The organism is Methylocystis sp. (assembly GCF_021731785.1).
Classification (GTDB): domain Bacteria; phylum Pseudomonadota; class Alphaproteobacteria; order Rhizobiales; family Beijerinckiaceae; genus Methylocystis.
In genome coordinates, this window is record NZ_JAKFWS010000041.1 from 45,360 (window position 1) to 66,128 (window position 20,769).

Consider the following 20,769-nt stretch of genomic DNA (forward strand, 5'->3'; position numbering starts at 1 on the left):
GCGTAATTTGACAGACCGCCGTTTTCGTGGGGTGATTTTTGAGAATGATAATCGCTCGGTAGGGTAGAGCAGCGTCAGCAGGCATCGGCCGTGGCGAGTGACCAAAATCATAACATGAAGCCGCGCCTGGCCGTTGGCGGCCCTATGGTACAATGCCTCGCATGGACAAGAACTTTGCTGATGTGCTTGAAGCGCTTGAGTTCATCAAGGAGCGCATGGCGACGAAGGACGACTTGGCAGAATTGCGCGATGAATTGCGTGCAGAGTTTAAGGGAGACATTGCCGAACTCGGCAGGGAAATGACTGGCGAAATAGATTCGCTACGCACTGAAATGCAGGAAGGGTTTGCGTCAATTCGCGGCGAACTTCGAGACATACGGCAGCGACTTGAGGCGCTGGAGGAAATGGCACGCAACAGCAGCGGGCTCACGAAAGAGATCGATCACTTGATGGAGCGCGTACGCGCGATCGAGAAGCACCTCGACATTAAGCACAAGCTTGCTGCGTAGTTCGATCGGCAGGGAATGGCTCAACAGAGCCATTTTCAAGCGTCGCACAATCTTTGTTTCGCGACACATGCCGAAACGTTTTTGTTTACTTTTTCGATGTCAGTTTACTCCACAGTTTTAGGAGTCCGACAAGTAGCAACCCGGTCACAAAAAGTATGCCTGCTACCAAAACTAACCTATCCCCTCCCAACTCTCCTAGCGCGTCGATCGTTAGCAAACCGCCTATCAATGCAGCCCCGCTACCACTTATCTTGATGTGAAAGGCAATATTTTTATACTCTTCAGAATTTTGAGCCACGATTTTCTTCTTATCTATTTCGTTGAAACGATACCACCAGTATTGAAATGGCGGGTGCGCCGCTACCAACAACCCTAGTACGAAGATGGCGGTACCGAGAACGAGTAGCAAGACGTGCATCTTTGTAATTTAAGTGGTCATTCGGCTTTTTACTTCCGCGATGAACGCATCGGGGTCATCAGGTGTGAAAAAAGCGAAAATAAACCACCTGTCTTTCATTTCTATAGCGACACGTCTAGTAGCCAGAGGCCGAGTAGGCAGGTGCATTCCCGGAACAAGTGCAACTTCCCACACGGGTGCAACACGCATCGCAACAATTTTGTTATATGGGACTTTGTACAGCGGCAAGAAATGGAATAAGCGGACAAGAATATCTCTATCTCGGATTTCATAGCTGAAGATAAGTCTAAAGAGATAGAAGAAGGCAAAAGCCGCCAATAGCATCACTGCTATCGTCGCTGCCAACCAAAGTGTTCTTTCTAAAATCATATGTTTCTTTATTTTTTAGTCTTACTATCTTTACTACTGCTATCCTTAGCTTCGAATGTTTTTACTGTAGCGGTATTTGTATTTGTTGGATACACGCTAAACGAGATTGCAGGTTCAAGACCGAGAGCGGCGGTAATTGTCCAAACGCCACTCTTTGAGACTGACCACGAGATTGAACCAATGCCGAGACTTAGAGTATTCGTGACACCGGTGCCTGCAAGTTGGGACATCCTCGTGGCGTTTGTAAGCGTTACACCTCCACTTAGCCCACCAGAAAGGCCCAGAACAGTGTAGGGGTTTGGACCACTTCTCGATCCCTCCAGAGTTGTGCTGTGGAATGCTCCGCCTACGAGACCTCCGTATGAAGTATAACCACTGATATCCGTTGTATCGGTAAAAGGATTTCGATCTGTTACAAAACCTCCTCCAACCGAACCTTGACCCGCAAAACCAGAGCCAAGCCCTGCAGCGCCGGAAAGATCACCCTGGAAGAAAAAGCCCCAGAGACCCTCTGGGTCTTTCATTGTTATGGGATTCCCGCGCGCATAGGCATACGAATTTTGCATTTGGGGGTCGGCCAAATATTCAGCTTGGGAAATCGAGCTGCCTCTTGACCGGGTATTTCCATTCCAGCCTGATGCGTTCGTTGAATTCAATCCGCCCATTGTCCGAGCTGCATTCATTGACTGAGGATTGTAAAGTGCGCTCTTACCATTTGCGCTCTGTCCAATTTCCCAGAAGACAGGATCCTGTGAGAGGAACTGACCACGAGACCCCTCGTAGTAACGCGCATTCAGGTAACTCAAATTTGAACTTTCGTCGAATCTTTCGCCGATGAATTCTCGGTCGCTGACATCCTCACCGCTTTCGATTCTTTTGGTGCCATAAGGATAGTAGTCGAGTGTCTGCACCACGTCACCACTGGCATTGGTGACCATGTTGGCAGAACCTAAGTGATCCGAGTGGATGTAGCTAGCGGACGTGGTCGCTTGGCTGTACGAACTCGGCGTGGAGGAACTGACGAACCGGATGTTGTCGAAATAAGCCGTCGTGATCGTATTTGAGATAAACGTGAATCCTCTGGACGTCGTTGCCGTCGCCGCCGAATTGATGTCGGTCAGAGGAATGCGGACGTCATACCAGGTGCTCGGAGCCAACGCTCCAGTGTAGGTGGTGAGATTCACTTCTCCCAAGGAGTTGTTGGCGGTATCGTGCATCTTTATGATGAGCTGGGTGGGGCTGGTGGTGCCTGAGTAGAATTGAAAGGCAAGATGCGTGGAGCCTGCGGTATTAAAGCCCGCGTGATTTAAGAACAGGCCCCCGTACGCCGCGGTATAGGCGACCTTGGCTGCATAGAGTCCTGTCGCAACGGTGGAGGTTGATGTGAAGTGGTTACTGGTGTTGTACGACCAGTCGGACCAGCCCGATCCGAGTCCTTCACTGTACAGGGTTCCGGTGGTTGAGGTTGCGATGATCTTTAAGAATCGGATGTTGTCGTAGGAGACGGTGGTGGCGGTATCGGAGATGAACGTGAAGCCTCGGGAGGTCGTCGCTGCGGCCGAGGCATGAATATCGGTGAGAGGTACGGCAACATCGTACCAGGTATTGGCACTGAAGCTGCCGGTGTAATCACTCAAATTCACCGTCCCAAGCTCTGCGTTCGCCGTATCGTGCATCTTTACGATGACTTCTCCCGGGGGGACAGCGCCGCTGTAGAACTGGAATCCGAGGTGGGTGGAGCCGGTGGTGTTGTACCCCGCATGGTTGAGGAAGAGGCCACCGTAGGCCGACGTATAGGTCACGCCGATAGCGTAGGTGCCGCTGTATACGTGCGCTGTAGAGGCAAAATCCCTGGTCGCGTTATACGACCAGTCGGACCACCCTGTCTGGAGTGAATCACTGTAAAGCGTCTGCGGAGCAAGGAGCAGGGCACCGCCACCGGTGATCGTACCGACCATGTCCCCGCTCGGAGTGAACACGTATTTCGTAGTCGTACCCGTTGAAGTGATGCTGAAGTACTTGTTGGGGTAGTAGGTGGAGAGTGCGCCGACGCTCATCCGCGACCGTTGGTTGGAGTGGTCATACGCATAACTTGAGGTCGCGTTTCCCGCCGCCGCCTCAAGGAGGCGATTTCGATAGTCCCACGCATAACCGGTTGACCCTTTTGAAATGAGGTTGCCGTTGTTGTCGTATGAGTACGTCGTGCCGTTGATCGTGGTGGGGGCGTGAGGGTTGGAGTAATTGGTCTCCGCATAGGTATACGTCCCCATGTCAGTGCTTGAAGTGATGTTGCCAATGCTGCTGTACGCGTACGTACGAAAATATGGCGTTGAGCTTGCGACCGTGGTGGAGGCCGTTATGAGACGATTCAGGTCATCATAGGTGTACGCTACCGTTTTACCGAGTCCGTTACTCGAGTAGTCGGTAAGCTGCGTAATGTTGCCGTTCGCGTCATACGTGTAGGAAACATTCTGGAGATTCGCGCTTCCCTTCGTAGTCACAATACTACTAAGGCGATAGAGCTTCGCAGGATCATACGTATACGTACTCGCAGAACCGTTTTGGAATGCCTTGTACGTAACCTGTCGCGTCGGCCCATAATCAAAGTCGGAAACCATGTTCACCACATTGCCGCCGTTTTCTTTTTGTTGCACGGCTTCGAGAAGTCCCGCCGTGTTGTAGATGTATGTGACCTCGGAAAGGTCCGGGTACATGATATTGGTCACATTACCCTGTCGATCATACGTATGTGTAAGCACGTATGTCGTGCCGCTGATATTCTCTTTCTCGCTTTCCACGAGCCCGAGAGGGTTGTAGGAGTAATTCACTACGGTATCTGTCGAAGTCGCCGCACAGAGCCTCCCTTTGCCCTGAGTGCAGGAGTCATATTTGTATAAGATTTCCGTCCCACTCCGGCCCGTATAGTCTTCCGTAAGCGGCCTGTTGAGCGCATCGTATGTCCAGTTCACCGTCTGACTTTTGGGATCGACCTGTTGCGTCATGTTGCCTGCGTCGTCGTAGGCATACGTGTAGGTGCCGAAGGTACCGTCGGCCGACGCGTGCAGGTCTTGTGCAGTGAGACGGCGCGAGAGGCCGTCGTAAGTGAAGTTGCGGATGTTACCGAGTGCGTCGGTGATCTTTGTCAGGTTATTGATGGCGTCGTACGCATAGTACGTCGAATATGTGTCCCCACCGTTCTTCTCGTTCACCTGCACGAGGTTGTCGAACGCATCTCGGAAGAATTCTTTCTGTTTTCCACGTGGATCGGTCGTCGTCACCTTCCAAGGGCTGTACGCGTTCGTCATAGAACCGACTGCATTCGTGGTATTGGTCGGACGCCGGAGCGCATCATAGACGTACGTCGTAAAAAGTTGCGTCGTCGTTGTGGGCGATGTGTACGAACTACTTGAGGAGAAGTACGGTAGCGACTCTGACGCTACAAGCCCGTTCTGGCCGTATGTGGTATCGCGCGCGATGAAGGTATTGCTTACCTCGGCGGTCTTGCGCTCCTGGATTAGGCGGCCGAGGCCGTCGAGGTATTGGTATGTGTCTGTTGTGGTCGCGCTGTTGAGATAGTCAGTACGGCGCACGGACGACGGCAGCGTGTTATCGATGTAGGTGAAGGATGACTTGGTGACAAGGGTTGAGGGCGTCGTAAGGTCGGGCTGCTTCAAGAGTACCGGCCGGCCGACGCCGTCATACACCATCGCCGTGACGAGGCCATTAGGGTCGGTCGTGGTTGCAACTTTTCCCGAGGCGTAGTCGTAGATGTAGGCGGTCGGCTGTGAGAGTGCATTGGTGCTCGTTGCGACGAAGAGATTGTAAGAGTCGTAGGTGTACGAGGTCGCGTTCCCCCTCCCATCCTTCGACTGCGTGACGAGGCCGTACGAATTGTATGCCCGAGTGGTGCTGGCGTACGAAGTGCCGTTCTTCCACTCTTCGGTCTTCGTCTCATTGCCAAGACTCACGGAACCGAGCGAGAGATTGTCGTAGTAGCGGCGGGTCTGCTTAACCTTCGTGCCACTCTGGTCGACAGTAACTTCATCCGATGGCGCGATCTTCACACTGGAGCTCGCACTTGACGCGTATGTGATCGTGGTTGTGCGGATGTCGGTTCCAGTGTCGGTGAAGGTTCCATCGGTCGACGCGGTAACCTCTCCCCAATCCTTCTGCTCTGTGAGGTTCCCAGTGCTCGTCGAGTATGTGAACGACACCGCACGATCGCGATGCGTCCCGCCGCCGTCATACGTAAGGTCGATAGTCTGCGCGAGAAATGGAAAGCTTGCGCCCAGTGTCGTCGATGCTTCGTCCCTCTTGGTGATCGTTATCTTGTACTTGTTGCCGGACAGGTCGGTTGTCACAATGCGAAACGGCATACCGATCTTCGCGTATGAGTCGTTGTATTCCCCGATCGTCGAGGTCGAAGTGTTTCCTTGGTGGAAGTACGAGGTGATGATGTTGTCGGGATTCGTTTCAGTTACGGTACCAAAGCCCGCGAAGCGCCGATCGATGGGGCTTCCCCACCAGTTAGCACCGCCAACATACGAATACGTAGAGGAACTGATCGTACCCAGTCCGTTATTCATGGTGACCGATTGCACGACATCGTACGAGGTCGGCAAAGGGTCTAGGCGATTGCCTAACCCATCTTTGATAGTGCCCGAGGATTGGTACGCATACGAGACGGTGCCGCCGGTCGGTAACGTGATGGTAGTGAGGAGATCGGAAGAGCCGCCATTACGGATGTACGTTGTCGAGGTGCTGCTTTCGCCAGTCACTTGCTGGCTTCGAGAAAAATCGTCGAGCCCGTCACCGTTGAGGTCAGTCAATTGCAGGCCACTGATGACGCCGTTGTAGAGGAACGACTCGGGGTACGCGGGACTGGTGGATGCTGCGGGCCATGTGGTGCCGTAGCTCTGTGTCGTATATGTCTCCGTGATGGGCGTGCCGTTGTTGTCGGATCGCATCACATCAGGAAGTCGGTCAGCGTTTACGTCACTGATCGCGATGCCTCTGGAGTATCCATCCGCCGAGACGACGAACGGCGCGCTGTAGCTTGCATCATATGTCCAGGCGAGGTTCCCCTGGTTGATGTATACCTTCTGTACCGTGCCGCTACTGTCCGAGTATGCGCGGACGAGATCGACGAGACCGTCGCCGTTCACGTCGACGAGTCGCACCCCTTTATCTTTATTGAATACGGAGAAGGTCTCGGGAATGGCTGGCGTGGTCGTTGCCGCCCAACCATCGCCGGTATTCAGGTAGATTGTTTGTGAGGCCGGGTTCACGCCGTCAGACCATGACCGCACGGCGTCGGGCAGACCATCACCATTCACATCGCCGAAGCGGACGCCGTTGTCATAGCCGTTATCGATTATGAACGGTACGGAGGAGCTTGCCTGGTTCACCCAAGTGAGCGTGGACGTGCCGGTGGTTGTCGCCAGATAGAGCTTCTGGATGTCTTGAACGCCATTAGACCATGCGCGAACCAGGTCGGGCAGACCATCGCGGTTCGCGTCCAGAAACACAACTCCCTGCGAGGTCTGAAAGCTCGTCACATACTCGGGCACAGAGATGGATGAGTCGAGGACGAAACTGGAGCCGTTGTTTAAGTAGACTTTGTTGAAGTAGCAGGTGCCGCCGCAGCCGTTCGGATAGGTATGCGAGCGAAGTATGTCTGTGAGACCATCACCGTTAACGTCAAGCGTGCGTACGCCAAGGTCACCACCGACGCCTGCAATCGCAAAAAATGCTTCGGGATATGCCCACTGACTCGTTGCATCCGTCCATGTCTTGGTCGCGTGCGTGTACGAGAACTGTGTCGATGGCTTCGTAACAATGTTCCCCGAAGGGTCGCGGCCCGACTCGGTAACACTGGAGAGGAGTGATCGATTTCCATTATCGCCATTTGCGTATGCGAGCGCGTACTTGCGTCGCCAGTTTGAAGAGACAGACGCGCTGACCTCTTTAATCCTATACTGGGTCTTGATAAGGTAGCCAGCCTCGTACGACACCTCTGGATCAGGTCGTGACTCCGTGGTGAAGGCGACATCAAAGATTCCCGTAGTGGAGCTTGCGCCCGTGTAATTGATGTTGGATGGATACAGCTCATTATTATCCTTAGTGTACGTGTAGCTGATGAAATTATTGTTCCGGTCGTATGCCGTTTCGAGCATCCACTGATACTTTTTCGATGTATCGCTCGGATTCTCGTATCGCGCCTGCGCATTCTGTCCATAGGTGTATGTCGTGCCGCTCTTGTCGGTCATCTGCCAGTGAGTACTGCTGGCGAATTGGTAAACGTGATAGCCGCCGTTATCGATGCGGGGGCGGTATGATGTGCTCGTACCAACCTGCACAAGCTCCCCGTCCACCGAACTGTAGAACGTGGTCGTGCCATAGAGCTGATCAATACCTGTCTTATTCAGCCGCTTGATATATGGAATCGAGAGAGACCATCCGAAGCCGAGCTGGTTTCGGCGTTCGGAATTCTGACTATTGTAGACAAGGGAAAGGTACGGTTGCAGGCCATTTCGGCCTGGAGGAATGATCAGGTTGTACGGAATGGAAAGCGAACCATCGTTGAGATTGGGTCGCAGTTTCTCTAATGAAGGTAGCGGCGTTACGGCAGCGCTTGAATTAATCGTGGTGTCGCCGATGGCGGACTGTGTGGAAAATTCTTCGGGGGGATTCTCGGAGTCTGGTTCCTTTATGGTTGAGTCAGGTTCAGTGGTTGCAGGTGCTGCAGCAGCATCGATAACAGAGCCTGCTTCCGCAGGCACGTCAATCGTGGCCGGGTTGGCAGCAGCAGGTGTGGTTTCAAGCTCTGTAGTAGGAAGCTGCGGTACTTCAGGAGCAGTATCCGGCGTCTCGGCGGGTGCGGTGATCTGTGAGTCGCTTACCGACGCGTCGGCCGGTGTGCTCTGGGCAAATGCGATACCTGTCGATACGACATTGAGGGCAGCAACTAGAACACCGGCAACAATCTTCTTCGCCGTATCAATTTGCCGGGAATAGGCCGACCCCATATGTCCATATGCTACGCTTCTTCGGAAACTTCGGCTACTAGCGCGTGTGGATATGACATGTTGAAACGTTACGTCCGTTTGAAGTGAGAGCAGGTTGCTCCTGCGGCAGACCTGCAGTCCCTTTCAACGAATCAATGCTTGTTCAATTAGAGTTCGAGGCCGGCCGAAGTTGCGCTGACTTTGCTTGATGACGCTTACCAGCCGGCTGGCTGGCAGCATCATGTGCGGCGCGCAGTTGATCGGGTAGCGGTCGCCGTAAGCGGCGCGGCGTAGCCATGCCGTGAACGGCAATTGCGCGGCAAGCGTGTTCGGTTCCATGGGATGGAACTCGGGTGCCAGCAGCTTTGCGTCCGCGCCGCCGACGCGAAAGACGATGAGCGTCCCGGCGTTGCCCAGCACGGCCGCGCGAACGTGCGGCGCGATCTGGTCGGTAAATTGATGGCTCAAGCAGAAGTACGCGCCGTATTTGCGCGCCTCTGACATGAGCGACGCGAAAGCATCGGTGCCGAAGCTCTGGAACTCATCGACATGCACGAAGAACGGCACGCGCTCCCCTTCTGCGATCGTGCTGCGGCTCATGGCGACGAGCTGGAGGTGCGAGACGAACAGCGACCCCAAAAGATTCGCCGCCTGCTCGCCAATGACGCCCTTGGCGAGATTGGCGATGACGATCCGGCGATTGTCCATCGCGAACGAGAGGTCGAACTTTGGCGATGTTTGGCCGATGATGGCGCGCACGTTCGGGCTCGTCGCGAACTGCCCCGCTTTATTGAGGATCGGCGCGACCGCCTCGGTGCGGAAGCGCTGATCGTATCCGGGGAATTCGTGCTCCCAAAATCGTCGGGTCACCGGGTCAGTGAGATGACGGACGGTCTCCGATCGGAACTGCTCGTCGGTGTAGAGACGTGGCAAGTCGATAAGGGTCGCCTTCCGACGGTCGAGTAAGGCCGAAAGGCCGTGGTAGAGAAAATGCTCCAGCCGCGGCCCCCAGGAATCACCCCACAGGTGCTTGAACGCCGACACTATGCCCGAGGCTGCGAGCGCCCGGCGTTCCGGCGGGATGCCGGCGAGCGGATTGAAGCCGACAGGCCGCACCGTGTCCGCGACGTTGAGATAACAGACCTCATTGACGCGCGGGCGCGGGATGCAATCGGCAATCGCCTCGGCCAGGTCGCCGTGCGGGTCGATCACGGCGACGCCGCGCCCGGCGAGGATGTCGCGCATGGCGAGATTGAAGAGAAGGGTCGATTTGCCCGAGCCGGACTTACCCACCACGTAAATATGCCGGGCGCGCTCGTCGAGCGTGAACTCGATTGCGTCGCCGCGCGAGGCGGTGGTCGCTATGTGAAATCGCGCCGGCTCCATATGCCGGGACAATCTCCGGTGCGATATCGCGCGCAAAGCGTGCGATGTTTTGCCGTCATGCGCCCGCCTACTTGTGGAGATCGGCGGCGCGGCTCGCCGGGCTGCCTGGTGAGGCGTTGCCGACGCGGTACGCGGAGATTGTCCCGGTGTGTGCAGCGAACACACCCCGTTTTACGAGTATACCGCGTGTGCGCTATCCGACCGCGATGTTGCGTGGATACCCACTGCATCGCTCGCGCTGTCCCCTATCGCGCGAGCACACGTCAGAACGAAGCCTTCCCGCCGCGGTCATCCACGTCCGGTCACGTCCTGTCGCGGCGGGGAGGCGTCCATTTTAGAGTCCCGCATTCGTCGTCGCCCAATCGTGCTTTTCTCCTCGTTGGCCCCAAGAGCCCCTCGCGAAGTTCCCCCCGCTTTTGTCGGAGGTCGACGCCGACGTCGGGTATCGGACGCGTTCGATAGCCCGGAGCGCAGCGAGGACTATCGCGACGTGTTCGCTACCCCGACGGAGGGAACCCGCAGGGCGTCGGCCGTACGGCGCAGCCGGCCGACCCCGCGCCGCCAGTCGAGCATCGCAGCCCCCAGGCGAGAAGCGCAAGACCGCGCGCCCCAACGGGCACTGCGAGTGGTGCGCCCCAGCGCCACTCCGCAGGCTACGGAGGGAGCGGCCGCCAGTTTTGTCCCACTCGTCCAGCCCACTAAGGCATGGACGGTGGATGACAAAATGGCGGCGCGGGGTCGGGCGGCAAGCCCGACAAAAGCGGGGGGTATTCGCGAGGAATTTTGAGACGTTATCGCCACAGGTAAGGTACGAACGGGATCGTGCCCTCGTTCATACCCGGTTGGCGGCGGTTCCCTTCTTCTTAGGAAACCACACAGTGCGTGATGCGAGGACTATCGGACTGCGTGCGCTGTCCGCTAGCCCGGACGATCTCGCGCTGTGTTGTTGAAGATATTAGATACATACTAAGCGAGCGACGGCGGAGCGAAACGAGCGAGGAATTGAGCGACGAAACGCCGGTCGCGAGGTGCCGTTTTTTCCGTCAGAACCCACAACCCCTTCCGTCAGAACCCACACCTGCTTCCGTGAGAACCCACGGCTATTTCCGTCAGAACCCACACCAATTACACTCATCTGCTAGCTGATGGATCGGTCGCCTTATCAAGGATTGCGAAATGTTCAGGCGAAATCTCTTTCATTATTTCGAAAAGCGTGGCCAAGACGTTTTGGGTTTCTGGAATAAGAGCCGGATCAAATCCTCCCCCTGTTATATGGGACTGATCGTTGCAGAATTTATAAATTGCATCCAGCTTTTCCGCTGAGAACCCTTCACTCTTCAGTTGCTCCATCTTTTTGTAGGGGTTCTCCCCGCTCGGAACGCGAAACATGAGGAAGGAGTCCCAGACTTTCCGTGCGATGTTTGGAACAGGGTAGGCCCGCGTGATCGACCCATCTTGCTCGGCTCGCATTTCCTTCAATTTGCCGAAAAGGTAGTGGTATTCGCTCTCGTACTTCCAGAGTTCCCTATCCATCTCCTCGATCACCGCGCGGCGCTGGTTGCCGTCGACGTAGTTCTTGATCATGAGATACCGAGCTCCTCCCGCGTTCTTCCGCCAATTCAGCAGAAGTTTCAGGAATTCAAAATTGTGGGTGAACACGAAGACCTGGCGGCAGCTGGATACAGCGTTCTTGAGAAAACTGAACGCCTGGTATAGCGAGTTCGAGTCCAGGCTCGATATAGGGTCGTCGATCACCACGATCCCGTCTCGTTTGGAGAAGTGGCCATCGCCCAGATGCACGACAAAGTACACGAACGCTATGGCGGTTTTTTCCCCTTCGCTCAGGTGTAAGGCGGGACTATCGGCGCGCATAATGCGGTAACCGACTATCTTGTTCGTCTCGTCATCTGCTGAACCAGCTTCGAGAGTTTCAGGAATAAAGCTAAGCTCGGGGCGGCCGAGAAATGTCCGGAGTCCGCTATTGATCTGCTCGCAAGCCGCGTGGTCGGAGGAGATCTTCGAACGAGCATCTGCGATTCGACCCTGGATTTCTGTGATCTCTGCTTTGCGGAGAGATAGTTCTGCGCTCAAGCCGCTAAGCACAAGGTTACGCTTAGTAACGTCGTCGTAGATCGTGCTGAGGTAGTGATGCTTAAGCGCTTGAACCGACTTCTGCTGGACGCCGAGGAAGTCGCGTGACTTAGCGTTGTGCAGATCGATCACATCGATCGTCGCCTTGATGGCGTTGCCGAGCGGATTGGTATCAATAGACAGGTCAAAAGTGAGCGCTTCGGTAGTCCGAAGCTTCTTATCTTGGAGCGCTCGTCCAAGAGCTTCGATCTGTTTCAGAAGCGTCGACCGAGCGGCTTCTACCCGGGCAAGAGCGGACTCATAGGAACTCTGCAATTCTCGATAGAGGCGCGCCGGGTCGGGAGCCGAAAAATTTGAGAGAATGCGGTGAACCTCTCGAAGGGAGATCAAGACATCATCAATCTCACGCTTCAGTTTCCTGTCTGAGTCGCTGAAATGCCGGGCCAACTGCGCTAGGCGCTCGGCTGAAATGAGATTTCCGCAGAATTCGCACGATGCGGAGTTATGGCGGGAGCGAATCGATAAGCCCGTTTCGATCCACTCTGAAATGTCAGGGTTTTCAGCTAGGCGATGTAGGATCTCGCTCTCGACCGTAATGCCGCTCAATCGGCGCGCCTGATCGCAGATATCCCGAGCGACCGGCAAGATAGAATTACGACGCCCGCCGTAATCCATATCTGGCAGCGAAAGTTGCTCCACGTCCGCAAGCATTTCCTGTTTAAGAGCTAAGACGTGGGCCTCCCGCTGCTCGTCGGTAAGCAGCTCCGGCTCGGACATCTGGGCGAAATCCTTTTTCGCATCGGGAGCGCGATAGGTGCGTGAGGCAGCAAGGCTTCCGGCAACCGCAGCTCCGATCGTCTTCGCGATCTCGGTGAACGCGGTTTCGTTCCTGCGCTCCTCCTGCCTAGCCTTTTCCTCTATGGCCTTCAGTTCTCGAATTTTGCCAATCTTGTTCCGATCCCGAGGATCTCCATTGAGAAGCAAGTCGTCCTGTTCGATCTGGGCAGCAAGCTTCTTATTGTCTTCGCCGAGCAAGATGGATATCGAATTCGCGGAGGATTCCAGGACGCGGACATTCCGTTGGATGTAGTCTTGATTGAAGACCCGCACCGGGAACGGGAATCGATCGGATTCACTGAAAACGGAACCTGCTGAATCCTCGATGACGTACTCTAGCTCATCAAGGCGTTCGCCGCTCGCCGCCGCGCCAAAAAGGCGAGTCAATGTTGTCTTGCCGCAGCCGTTCCAGCCGTAAATTAAATTGAAGGCTTGGAAACTCGGGGTAGCGGGCGACCAAGAGAAATCCGCGAAGACGAGGCCGAGGTTTTTTATCCGATTGATTTTCGACAACATAATACAGCGTACTCGAATAAGTTATTCGACCGGGGCGGAATATATCGTGGAATAGACTGCACTTTAAGAAACTTGCTGAACACGCGCAAGCTGCGTCGGCGGCGCGCTATTTACCGAGTCGACGAGGCACGTAGATCGGGACTATAACCCCTGCCGATGTTCGTGACATGCAGGCTCTTGAGGATTATCGGTCGACGCGCCATTGGGCGAGCGTCTTGATTTTGGAGGTGTGACGCTGGGCAGTGATCTGATCGCGCTTGCGTTCGAACATCGTCTTGCGGAGTGACCCGGAGAAGGATGCCGACTGCGCGGTCGCGGCTTTCTCAATGGCGTTGCGTTCGGCGCGGGAGAGCGTCTTGAAGATGTGTCGCGCCTGCGAGCGGCGATAGACCTCGTAGGCGGCGCGCTCGTCTTCAGCCTGTCGCTCCTGGGATGCCTTCGCCTCGGCCTTCTTCATTGCCGCCCGTGCGCTCCTGCCCGATAGGTAGCCGGCGAGATACTGGCGGACGCCGCCGAGGGTCTGCACGTCGAACTTGGTGCGCTTCGCCTCGGCGAGCGCATAGTCGAAGAAGGCGGGCATCTCCTCGAAGCCGATCTGGGCAAGAAGGCTCTTGGCGGTCTCGACTTCCTTGGAACTGACATAGGCCTGCGACTCGACCTTGCGGCCGGTGCGCTTCTCGACGAAGAGGTAGGCGACGCGCAGCGGCTCTGCGACACTGCGCTGGTCGTTGGCGAAGTCCCACTGCAATTCGCCCTGTGACCGGTTGCGGTAGAAGCGATCATAGTCGCGGAAGAAGCCCGCCCCCGGCCGGAAGGCGATGACGAATCCGGCCTCGTCCCCTTTGGCCTTGGTGATGCGGAAAGAGGACAGGAAGCGGGTGGCGATGAGCTGCTCAAGATGCGGCCCGAGCCGCTCCTGGATCTTCGACACGTGCTTCACCGTGGCCAGCCCCCCGAGCCATTCGAGGCACATGTCGTCGTAGCGCTTCTGGAACTCCAGCTTCGTCCGGTTGCGGCCGTCGTACAGATTGGCGAAATGGAAGAAGGCGCGCATGTAAAGGGCCTGGCCAATGGTGCCCAACTCCTGCATCAGGGTGAAGTTGAGGCAGGTGAAATGATCCTCCCCAAGCGACCGGACGATCGGCTCTGCCAGGGTAATGGTGCAGGCCTCGATCGGGTCGCTGGCGAACTCGCGCCGCTCGATGAGTATCTCGGGGAAGATATTGAACGAGTGCTCGACGTGCCGGCCGTTCTCCTTTTTGAAATGGGTGCGGATGAACGTGTAGTGAATCTGGTGCAAGGCGCGGGCGAGCTGTTCGCTGTCGCGGCCGCCCCACTCCTTACGGCCGATGAGCCGGCCGATCTCCCGCCGGGTGAAGGAGATTTCGTTGCGGATGGGTCGACCGTAGTCGGAGTGCTTCTTGAGGAGCGCGACGAATATCTTATGCGCCAAGGGGCCTGGCTGCCCGAGCCTTGGGTCGGGGCGGATGGTGATGTGCCGCTCGGTCTCGCCCCGGCGCAAACGTATCTCGTCGGTGTGCTTCCCGGCCGCCCGGTGATCGTGACAGAAGAGCGCGCCGGCGACGCGCAGTAGGGTGCTCTCCATGAAGAGTTTTTCTTCGGTCGGGGTTTGCAGCTCCTCCTTGCTGTCGGTTGCGCGCATATCCTCGAAGTATAGCCTGCGACAGCCGTCGTTCCCTGTCGCGACAGGCCGCGACACTGTGGAGAACTCTTACTGCTGATGCTGCTGCGGGAACTGCTGCGACGCCTGGTGCGGGTCTGGCGATCCGAGCAACGGTGCCAGCATCCGCTGCAACCCGCCGATGAGCACGTTGGTCTCTCGGCTGCGCTCGGTTAGTTCCTTGATTTGCGCGTCCTTGGTTGAGACCTGTCCGCGTAAAAAGTCGACCTCGCTTTCGAGGCGGGCGACATAGCGCGTGTCGGCGTCGGTTGTCGCGACCTGTCGCGGCTTGTCGTCACTTGTCGCGGCTGCTGTCGCACCTTGTCGCTCGGCATTTCCTAGGTTTTCATCGTGCATGTCGCCGCTTGTCGCGTCATGTCGCGGCACGTCGTGGCCTGTCGCTGCTTCCTGTCGTGGCCTGTCGTGGCTCGAAACGCCAGTATTATCGACCGCGAACGGTCGCGACATGTCGCGACTTGTCGCGTCATTGATTTCCTGAACATAGGCGATGTGCTTGTCGAGCGACGCCGGTGAGATGAGATATTTCTCGCCGAAAGGGGTTTCGATCAGCCGGGCTTCAAGGTGGCCTTTGGCGCAATAGCGCTGCACGCTGCGGGGCGTCCGGGGGAGCCCGGCGCGGGCATATCGCTCCAAGGCCTCGTCGATGGTGAGCGTAAAGTCCGTGTCGAGGCTTGTCGCGACATGTCGCGGCTGGTCGTCCATGGGGGAATGATACCCCGGCTCCTTCCACGCCTCGCCGGGTTATCCCCAAGACGTGCAACCAATTCAGAGAGGGCGAGCTAGGATACAGGGCGCGTGTAGGTTGGCAACTAAACAGGCCGGGTGTAGATGGACGACAAATATATTCAGAGTAGTATGGCGATATGCTGACAGAGGCCGATACGTGCCGCAAACTCGTAGTACCAAAGTTGACTGCTGCGGGTTGGGATTCTGACCCACATTCAATTGCGGAACAGCGGAGCATCACTGATGGGAGAATTGTTCCCGTCGGGCAGGGGTTCGTTCGTAAAGCGCCGAAGCGTGTCGATTTTCTTCTGCGCTATACGAGAGATTTTTCATTGGGCGTTGTTGAAGCAAAGGCCGGTTACCGGACAGCGGCCGACGGTATGCAACAGGCGAAGCAATATGCAGAGATGCTTGGACTGAAATTCGCCTATGCGACGAACGGTCATGAGATTCTCGAATACGACTACACGACTGGCCTTGAAACGAAAGTCGACACTTTTCCAACACCGGCTGACCTTTGGAAGCGATACCGCGCGGCGAATGGATTGAGCGACGACTCCACGGCCGAACGGCTTGTGAGTCCCTACAACCACACAGCCGGTCTCAAAGAGCGGTACTACCAGGAGATTGCGATCAATCGCGCGGTTGAGGCGATCCTCAAAGGCCAGCGACGAACGCTCCTCACAATGGCGACGGGCACCGGCAAGACGACGGTAGCCCTGCAAATTTGCTGGAAACTTTGGTCTTCGCGGTGGAATAGAACTGGGGAGCATCGCCGGCCACGCGTTCTTTTCCTCGCGGATCGTAATATCCTGGTTGATGACCCGAAAGATAAGGATTTCGCGGTGTTTGGCGACGCGCGCCACAAGATCGAAGGTGGTGATATCGTCATGAGCCGCGAGATGTATTTTGCGACCTATCAAGCACTCGCAGAAGACAGCAATCGGGAAGGCAAATTCCGCGCTTATCCGCCCGATTTCTTCGATCTTATTATCATCGACGAATGTCATCGAGGCAGCGCGCGCGACACGAGCTCGTGGCGCAATATTCTCAATTATTTTGAGCCTGCCTTTAAACTCGGTCTGACGGCGACGCCGCTTCGCGACGACAGCCGTGACACATACCGATACTTCGGAAATCCGCTTTACGAGTACAGTCTGCGCCAAGGCATAGACGATGGCTTTCTGGCCCCGTATCGGGTGCATCGGGTTATCACTGAATGGGATGCTGCCGGGTGGCGGCCCAGTAAGGATGATGTTGACCGCTACGGCCGCCCGATCCCTGATGATGAATACGAGACGAAGGATTTTGAGCGGGCGGTGGCACTGCGCGCCCGCACGGAAGCGATAGCCCGCCATCTCACGGACTTTTTGAAAGGGAGCGATCGGTTCGCGAAGACAATAGTCTTCTGCGTCGACCAAGAACATGCAAGCGAAATGAGAACGGCGCTAAGCAACCTCAACGCTGATCTCGTTAAGCAATATCCCGACTATGTGTGCCGAGTGACGGCGGATGAGGGGGACATAGGGCGGGGTCATCTCGCGAATTTTCAGGATTTAGAGAAGAATACGCCTGTAATCCTCACTACATCGCAATTGCTGACGACGGGGGTGAACGCGCCAACCTGCAAGAACATAGCCCTTGCGCGGATCGTCGGTTCGATGAGTGAATTTAAACAGATTATCGGGCGCGGAACCCGTGTGCGGGATGACTACGGAAAACTGTGGTTCAATATCGTCGACTACACAGGGTCGGCGACGCGTCTCTTTGCCGATCCGGACTTCGATGGCGATCCCGTGCGTCTCACTGAGGAAGAAATCGACCACGAAGGCGAAGTCACGGCGACACGCGAGACAGCGACGGAAGAGCCAGCGGATCAAGAAGAGCGGCCCGTCATAATTGAGCCGCCTGCGGAGGAACGGCGGAAGTTTTATTTTGATGGAGGACAGGTCGAGGTTGCGGCGCACCTCGTGTATGAGCTGGATCCGAATGGCAGGCAACTGCGCGTCGTTCGGTATACCGACTATGCTGCCGACGCGGTTCGGACACTTTGCCGAGACGCCATCGATTTGCGGAACAAGTGGGGTAACGTAACGCAGCGTGCGGAAATCATAGAGGCGCTGAAGGATCGGGGGGTCAGTTTTGAACAACTGGCCGAAGAGCTCAAACAGGGGGAGGCTGACCCTTTCGATCTGCTGTGTCATCTTGCGTTCAATGCGCCACTCAAAACGCGACGCGAACGAGCGCAACAGCTCAAGGCGAACAAGCCCGACCTTTTCGCGCGATACTCACCCGAGGCGCGAGTCATCCTTGAAGAGCTCCTTGAGAAATACGCGGAACATGGCGACGCGCAATTCGTGCTACCGGATGTGCTGCATGTGCCGCCGATTTCCGACCATGGGCAGGTAGCTGAAATTGTCCGTTATTTCGGCGGCGCGGATCAAATGCGCATAGCCGTAACCAACTTACAGAATGAACTCTATGCCGCCTAAACCGAAAAATGCAAAAAGTGAGGTAAAGCTCACGACCACGCAATCGTTAGGCAGCCTCCTTAAGTCCGCGCGCGACATGATGCGGAAGGATAAGGGGCTGAACGGCGATCTTGACCGGCTGCCTCTGCTCACTTGGATCATGTTCCTAAAGTTCTTGGATGACCTTGAGACGCAGCGCGAAGAGGAAGCAACGCTCGCCGGAAAGGCATTCCGACCGGCAATCGATGCGCCTTATCGGTGGCGTGATTGGGCGGCAAATCCGCAAGGAATTACGGGCGACGAGCTCTTGGCGTTCATCAACCAGGACGAAGCTGTCCTGCCCAACGGCAAGCGTGGTCTTGGCCTTTTCGCCTATCTGCGGCAGTTAACGAGCTCGAACGGCGACAATCGCCGGGATGTCATCGCGACGGTCTTCCGCGGCGTCGATAATCGCATGAAGAGCGGCTATTTGTTGCGAGACGTGATCAACAAAATCGGGGGTATTCATTTCACATCGAGCGAAGAGCTCCACACGCTCGGAGCGCTTTACGAGTCTATGTTGCGCGAAATGCGCGACGCAGCCGGCGATTCCGGGGAATTCTACACGCCGCGCGCTGTAGTCCGCTTTATGGTCGAAATGATTGATCCGCGGCTTGGTGAGACTGTTCTCGATCCTGCCGCCGGCACGGGCGGGTTCCTGGTAGAGTCTCTCAACCATCTCAGCAAGCAAGTAAAGACCGTTGCCAATCGCAAGCGCCTGCAACAGGAATCAATCCTCGGAGGCGAGCCGAAGCCGTTGCCGTATCTGCTGTGTCAGATGAATTTGCTGCTCCATGGGCTCGATGCGCCAAAGATTGATCCAGGAAACTCGTTGCGCTTTAAGCTCTCGGAGATTGGCGAAAAAGATAGGGTGGACGTGATCGTCACCAATCCGCCCTTCGGTGGAGAGGAGGAGAAGGGTATCCAGGGGAATTTCCCGGGCGATCGGCAAACGGCTGAAACCGCGCTGCTCTTCCTCCAACTGATTATGAGGAAGCTCCATCGCAAGCCAACATTGGCCGGACACGCCGGTCGCGCAGCGGTGGTCGTTCCCAACGGCATATTGTTCGGCGATGGCGTATGTGCGCGCATCAAGGAAGAACTGCTCAAGGAATTCAACCTGCACACCATCGTCAGGCTGCCCAATGGGGTCTTTGCGCCTTACACTCCAATCCCGACCAACATTCTGTTCTTCGACCGATCCGGCCCGACAGGGGAGGTCTGGTATTACGAGCAACAATTGCCCGAAGGTCGAAGGAGCTACACCAAAACCGCGCCCCTACAGTTCGAGGAATTCGCCGATTGCGTGGCGTGGTGGAAGAAGCGGGAAGAAAACGAGCGTGCGTGGAAAGTGCCCACCGCGGAGCTACTGGCGAATGGCTGCAACCTCGATCGCAAGAATCCGCGTGGCAAGGAGGAGATCATGCACCTGCCGCCCGACAAGATCGCAGCGGATATTTTGAAGAAAGAGCAACGGGTTGCTGAAATCATCGGTAATATCCAGAAGCTGCTAAGCAAACACTCGGCATGAAACAAAAGACACATCGCCTTGGCGAACTTTGCCGAATGGTGAAAGGCGCTTCACCAACGCTCAAGACGCCGCCCGGAGAACATCCACTCGTGGTGACAGCTGAATTTCGCCGTACCTCGGACACTTGGCAGCTTGAAGGACCCGCGGTTTGTGTTCCTCTGATTTCGTCCACTGGCCACGGTGATGCGGCGCTGCACCGTGTTCACTATCAAGAAGGCAAATTTGCGTTGGCAAATTTGCTCGTGGCATTGCTGCCAAATGATCCGACGATATGCGACGCCAAGTATCTCTATCATTTGTTGATGACGCGGAAGGACGAATTGCTCGTTCCGCTGATGCAAGGCACGGCGAACGTTTCCTTGAAGCAACAGGACATCGCTGGCGTGGAAATCCCATTGCCACCGTTGGCGGAGCAACAGCGGATTGTAGCGCGGATTGAGGAATTGGCTTCGAATATCCAAGAAATACGCTGTCACCGTAATGACGAGAAAAATGAAATCCACCAGCTGCTATCATCGGCGTTTTGGATGATAGCCAAGAACGCGCCGCGTGCATCTATGCGAACAGTTGCTCCTCTTGTTCGACGGCCGGTCGAAGTATCAATATCTGACGATTATCCAGAATTGGGAATCCGCTCATTTGGTAACGGAACATTCCATAAGCCGTCAATTTCTGGCTTCGAGCTCGGAACGAAGCGGATTTTCAGAATTGAAGGCGGCGATTTGCTGTTCAGTAATGTTTTTGCATGGGAAGGAGCAATTGCCGTCGCAAAAGCTGACGATCATGGGCGCTTTGGATCACATCGCTTTATGAGCTGTGTTCCAATGCCAGATATAGCTACCTCAAGTTTTCTGTGTTTTTACTTCCTGACAAATGAAGGCATTGAGCTTATACGAGCGGCTTCGCCTGGAGGAGCTGGGAGAAACCGCACTTTAGGAATTGAAGCATTATCAAACATAAAGGTGCCAGTCCCACCTATAGAAAGACAGCACTGGTTTGATGCGTTGTTGGTGGAGGTGGAATCACTGAAGCGCCTGCACGCCGAGACCGCGGCTGAGCTGAATGCTCTGTTGCCCTCAATACTGGATAGAGCGTTCTCCGGCGAACTCTAGCTTTCTTGCGTCTCATGGTTGAGCTGGCATAAAATTCATAAGAAGCGGCTGAGAG

11 protein-coding genes are annotated in these 20,769 nt (G+C 55.8%); 4 read left to right on the top strand and 7 right to left on the bottom strand.

What is annotated here, in order from left to right; all coding sequences use genetic code 11:
• Positions 1-161 precede the first annotated feature (161 nt).
• On the top strand, positions 162-509 hold the full coding sequence (locus QZ964_RS08185; protein WP_292530882.1) for a hypothetical protein: 348 nt from the start codon (positions 162-164) through the stop codon (positions 507-509).
• Between the two features lie 85 nt (positions 510-594).
• Here the strand turns inward: QZ964_RS08185 and QZ964_RS08190 are convergent, their stop codons facing one another.
• From QZ964_RS08190 to QZ964_RS08220, 7 genes are all read right to left on the bottom strand, one after another.
• Complete coding sequence (locus tag QZ964_RS08190; protein ID WP_292530884.1) at positions 595-918, bottom strand: hypothetical protein; 324 nt, start codon at positions 916-918, stop codon at positions 595-597.
• Between the two features lie 18 nt (positions 919-936).
• A complete protein-coding gene (locus QZ964_RS08195; RefSeq protein WP_292530886.1) occupies positions 937-1,296 on the bottom strand; it encodes a hypothetical protein in 360 nt (119 codons plus the stop codon).
• Positions 1,297-1,304: 8 nt separating this feature from the next.
• Positions 1,305-8,324, bottom strand: a complete 7,020-nt coding sequence (locus tag QZ964_RS08200) for a SpvB/TcaC N-terminal domain-containing protein (RefSeq protein WP_292530889.1) — start codon at positions 8,322-8,324, stop codon at positions 1,305-1,307.
• 123 nt (positions 8,325-8,447) lie between these two features.
• Positions 8,448-9,548, bottom strand: a complete 1,101-nt coding sequence (locus tag QZ964_RS08205; RefSeq protein WP_292530891.1) for a type IV secretory system conjugative DNA transfer family protein — start codon at positions 9,546-9,548, stop codon at positions 8,448-8,450.
• A gap of 1,272 nt (positions 9,549-10,820) precedes the next feature.
• A complete protein-coding gene (locus QZ964_RS08210; protein WP_292530893.1) occupies positions 10,821-13,133 on the bottom strand; it encodes an AAA family ATPase in 2,313 nt (770 codons plus the stop codon).
• 184 nt (positions 13,134-13,317) lie between these two features.
• On the bottom strand, positions 13,318-14,796 hold the full coding sequence (locus QZ964_RS08215) for a replication initiator protein A (protein WP_292530895.1): 1,479 nt from the start codon (positions 14,794-14,796) through the stop codon (positions 13,318-13,320).
• Between the two features lie 69 nt (positions 14,797-14,865).
• Positions 14,866-15,537, bottom strand: coding sequence for a hypothetical protein (locus tag QZ964_RS08220; RefSeq protein WP_292530896.1), 672 nt, complete (start codon positions 15,535-15,537; stop codon positions 14,866-14,868).
• Between the two features lie 161 nt (positions 15,538-15,698).
• On the opposite strand from QZ964_RS08220, the gene hsdR reads away from it, so the two are divergent.
• Genes hsdR through QZ964_RS08235 form a run of 3 tightly spaced genes read left to right on the top strand, consistent with a single transcriptional unit; the run spans position 15,699 to position 20,714 of the window.
• Positions 15,699-18,053 (top strand): EcoAI/FtnUII family type I restriction enzme subunit R, encoded by a 2,355-nt coding sequence (gene hsdR, locus QZ964_RS08225; RefSeq protein ID WP_292530897.1) that lies wholly within the window; start codon positions 15,699-15,701, stop codon positions 18,051-18,053.
• On the top strand, positions 18,043-19,602 hold the full coding sequence (locus QZ964_RS08230; RefSeq protein ID WP_292530900.1) for a class I SAM-dependent DNA methyltransferase: 1,560 nt from the start codon (positions 18,043-18,045) through the stop codon (positions 19,600-19,602). Before hsdR ends, QZ964_RS08230 begins: the two co-directional genes overlap by 11 nt.
• On the top strand, positions 19,599-20,714 hold the full coding sequence (locus QZ964_RS08235) for a restriction endonuclease subunit S (protein WP_292530901.1): 1,116 nt from the start codon (positions 19,599-19,601) through the stop codon (positions 20,712-20,714). The genes QZ964_RS08230 and QZ964_RS08235 overlap by 4 nt, the downstream gene beginning before the upstream one ends.
• Positions 20,715-20,769 lie beyond the last annotated feature (55 nt).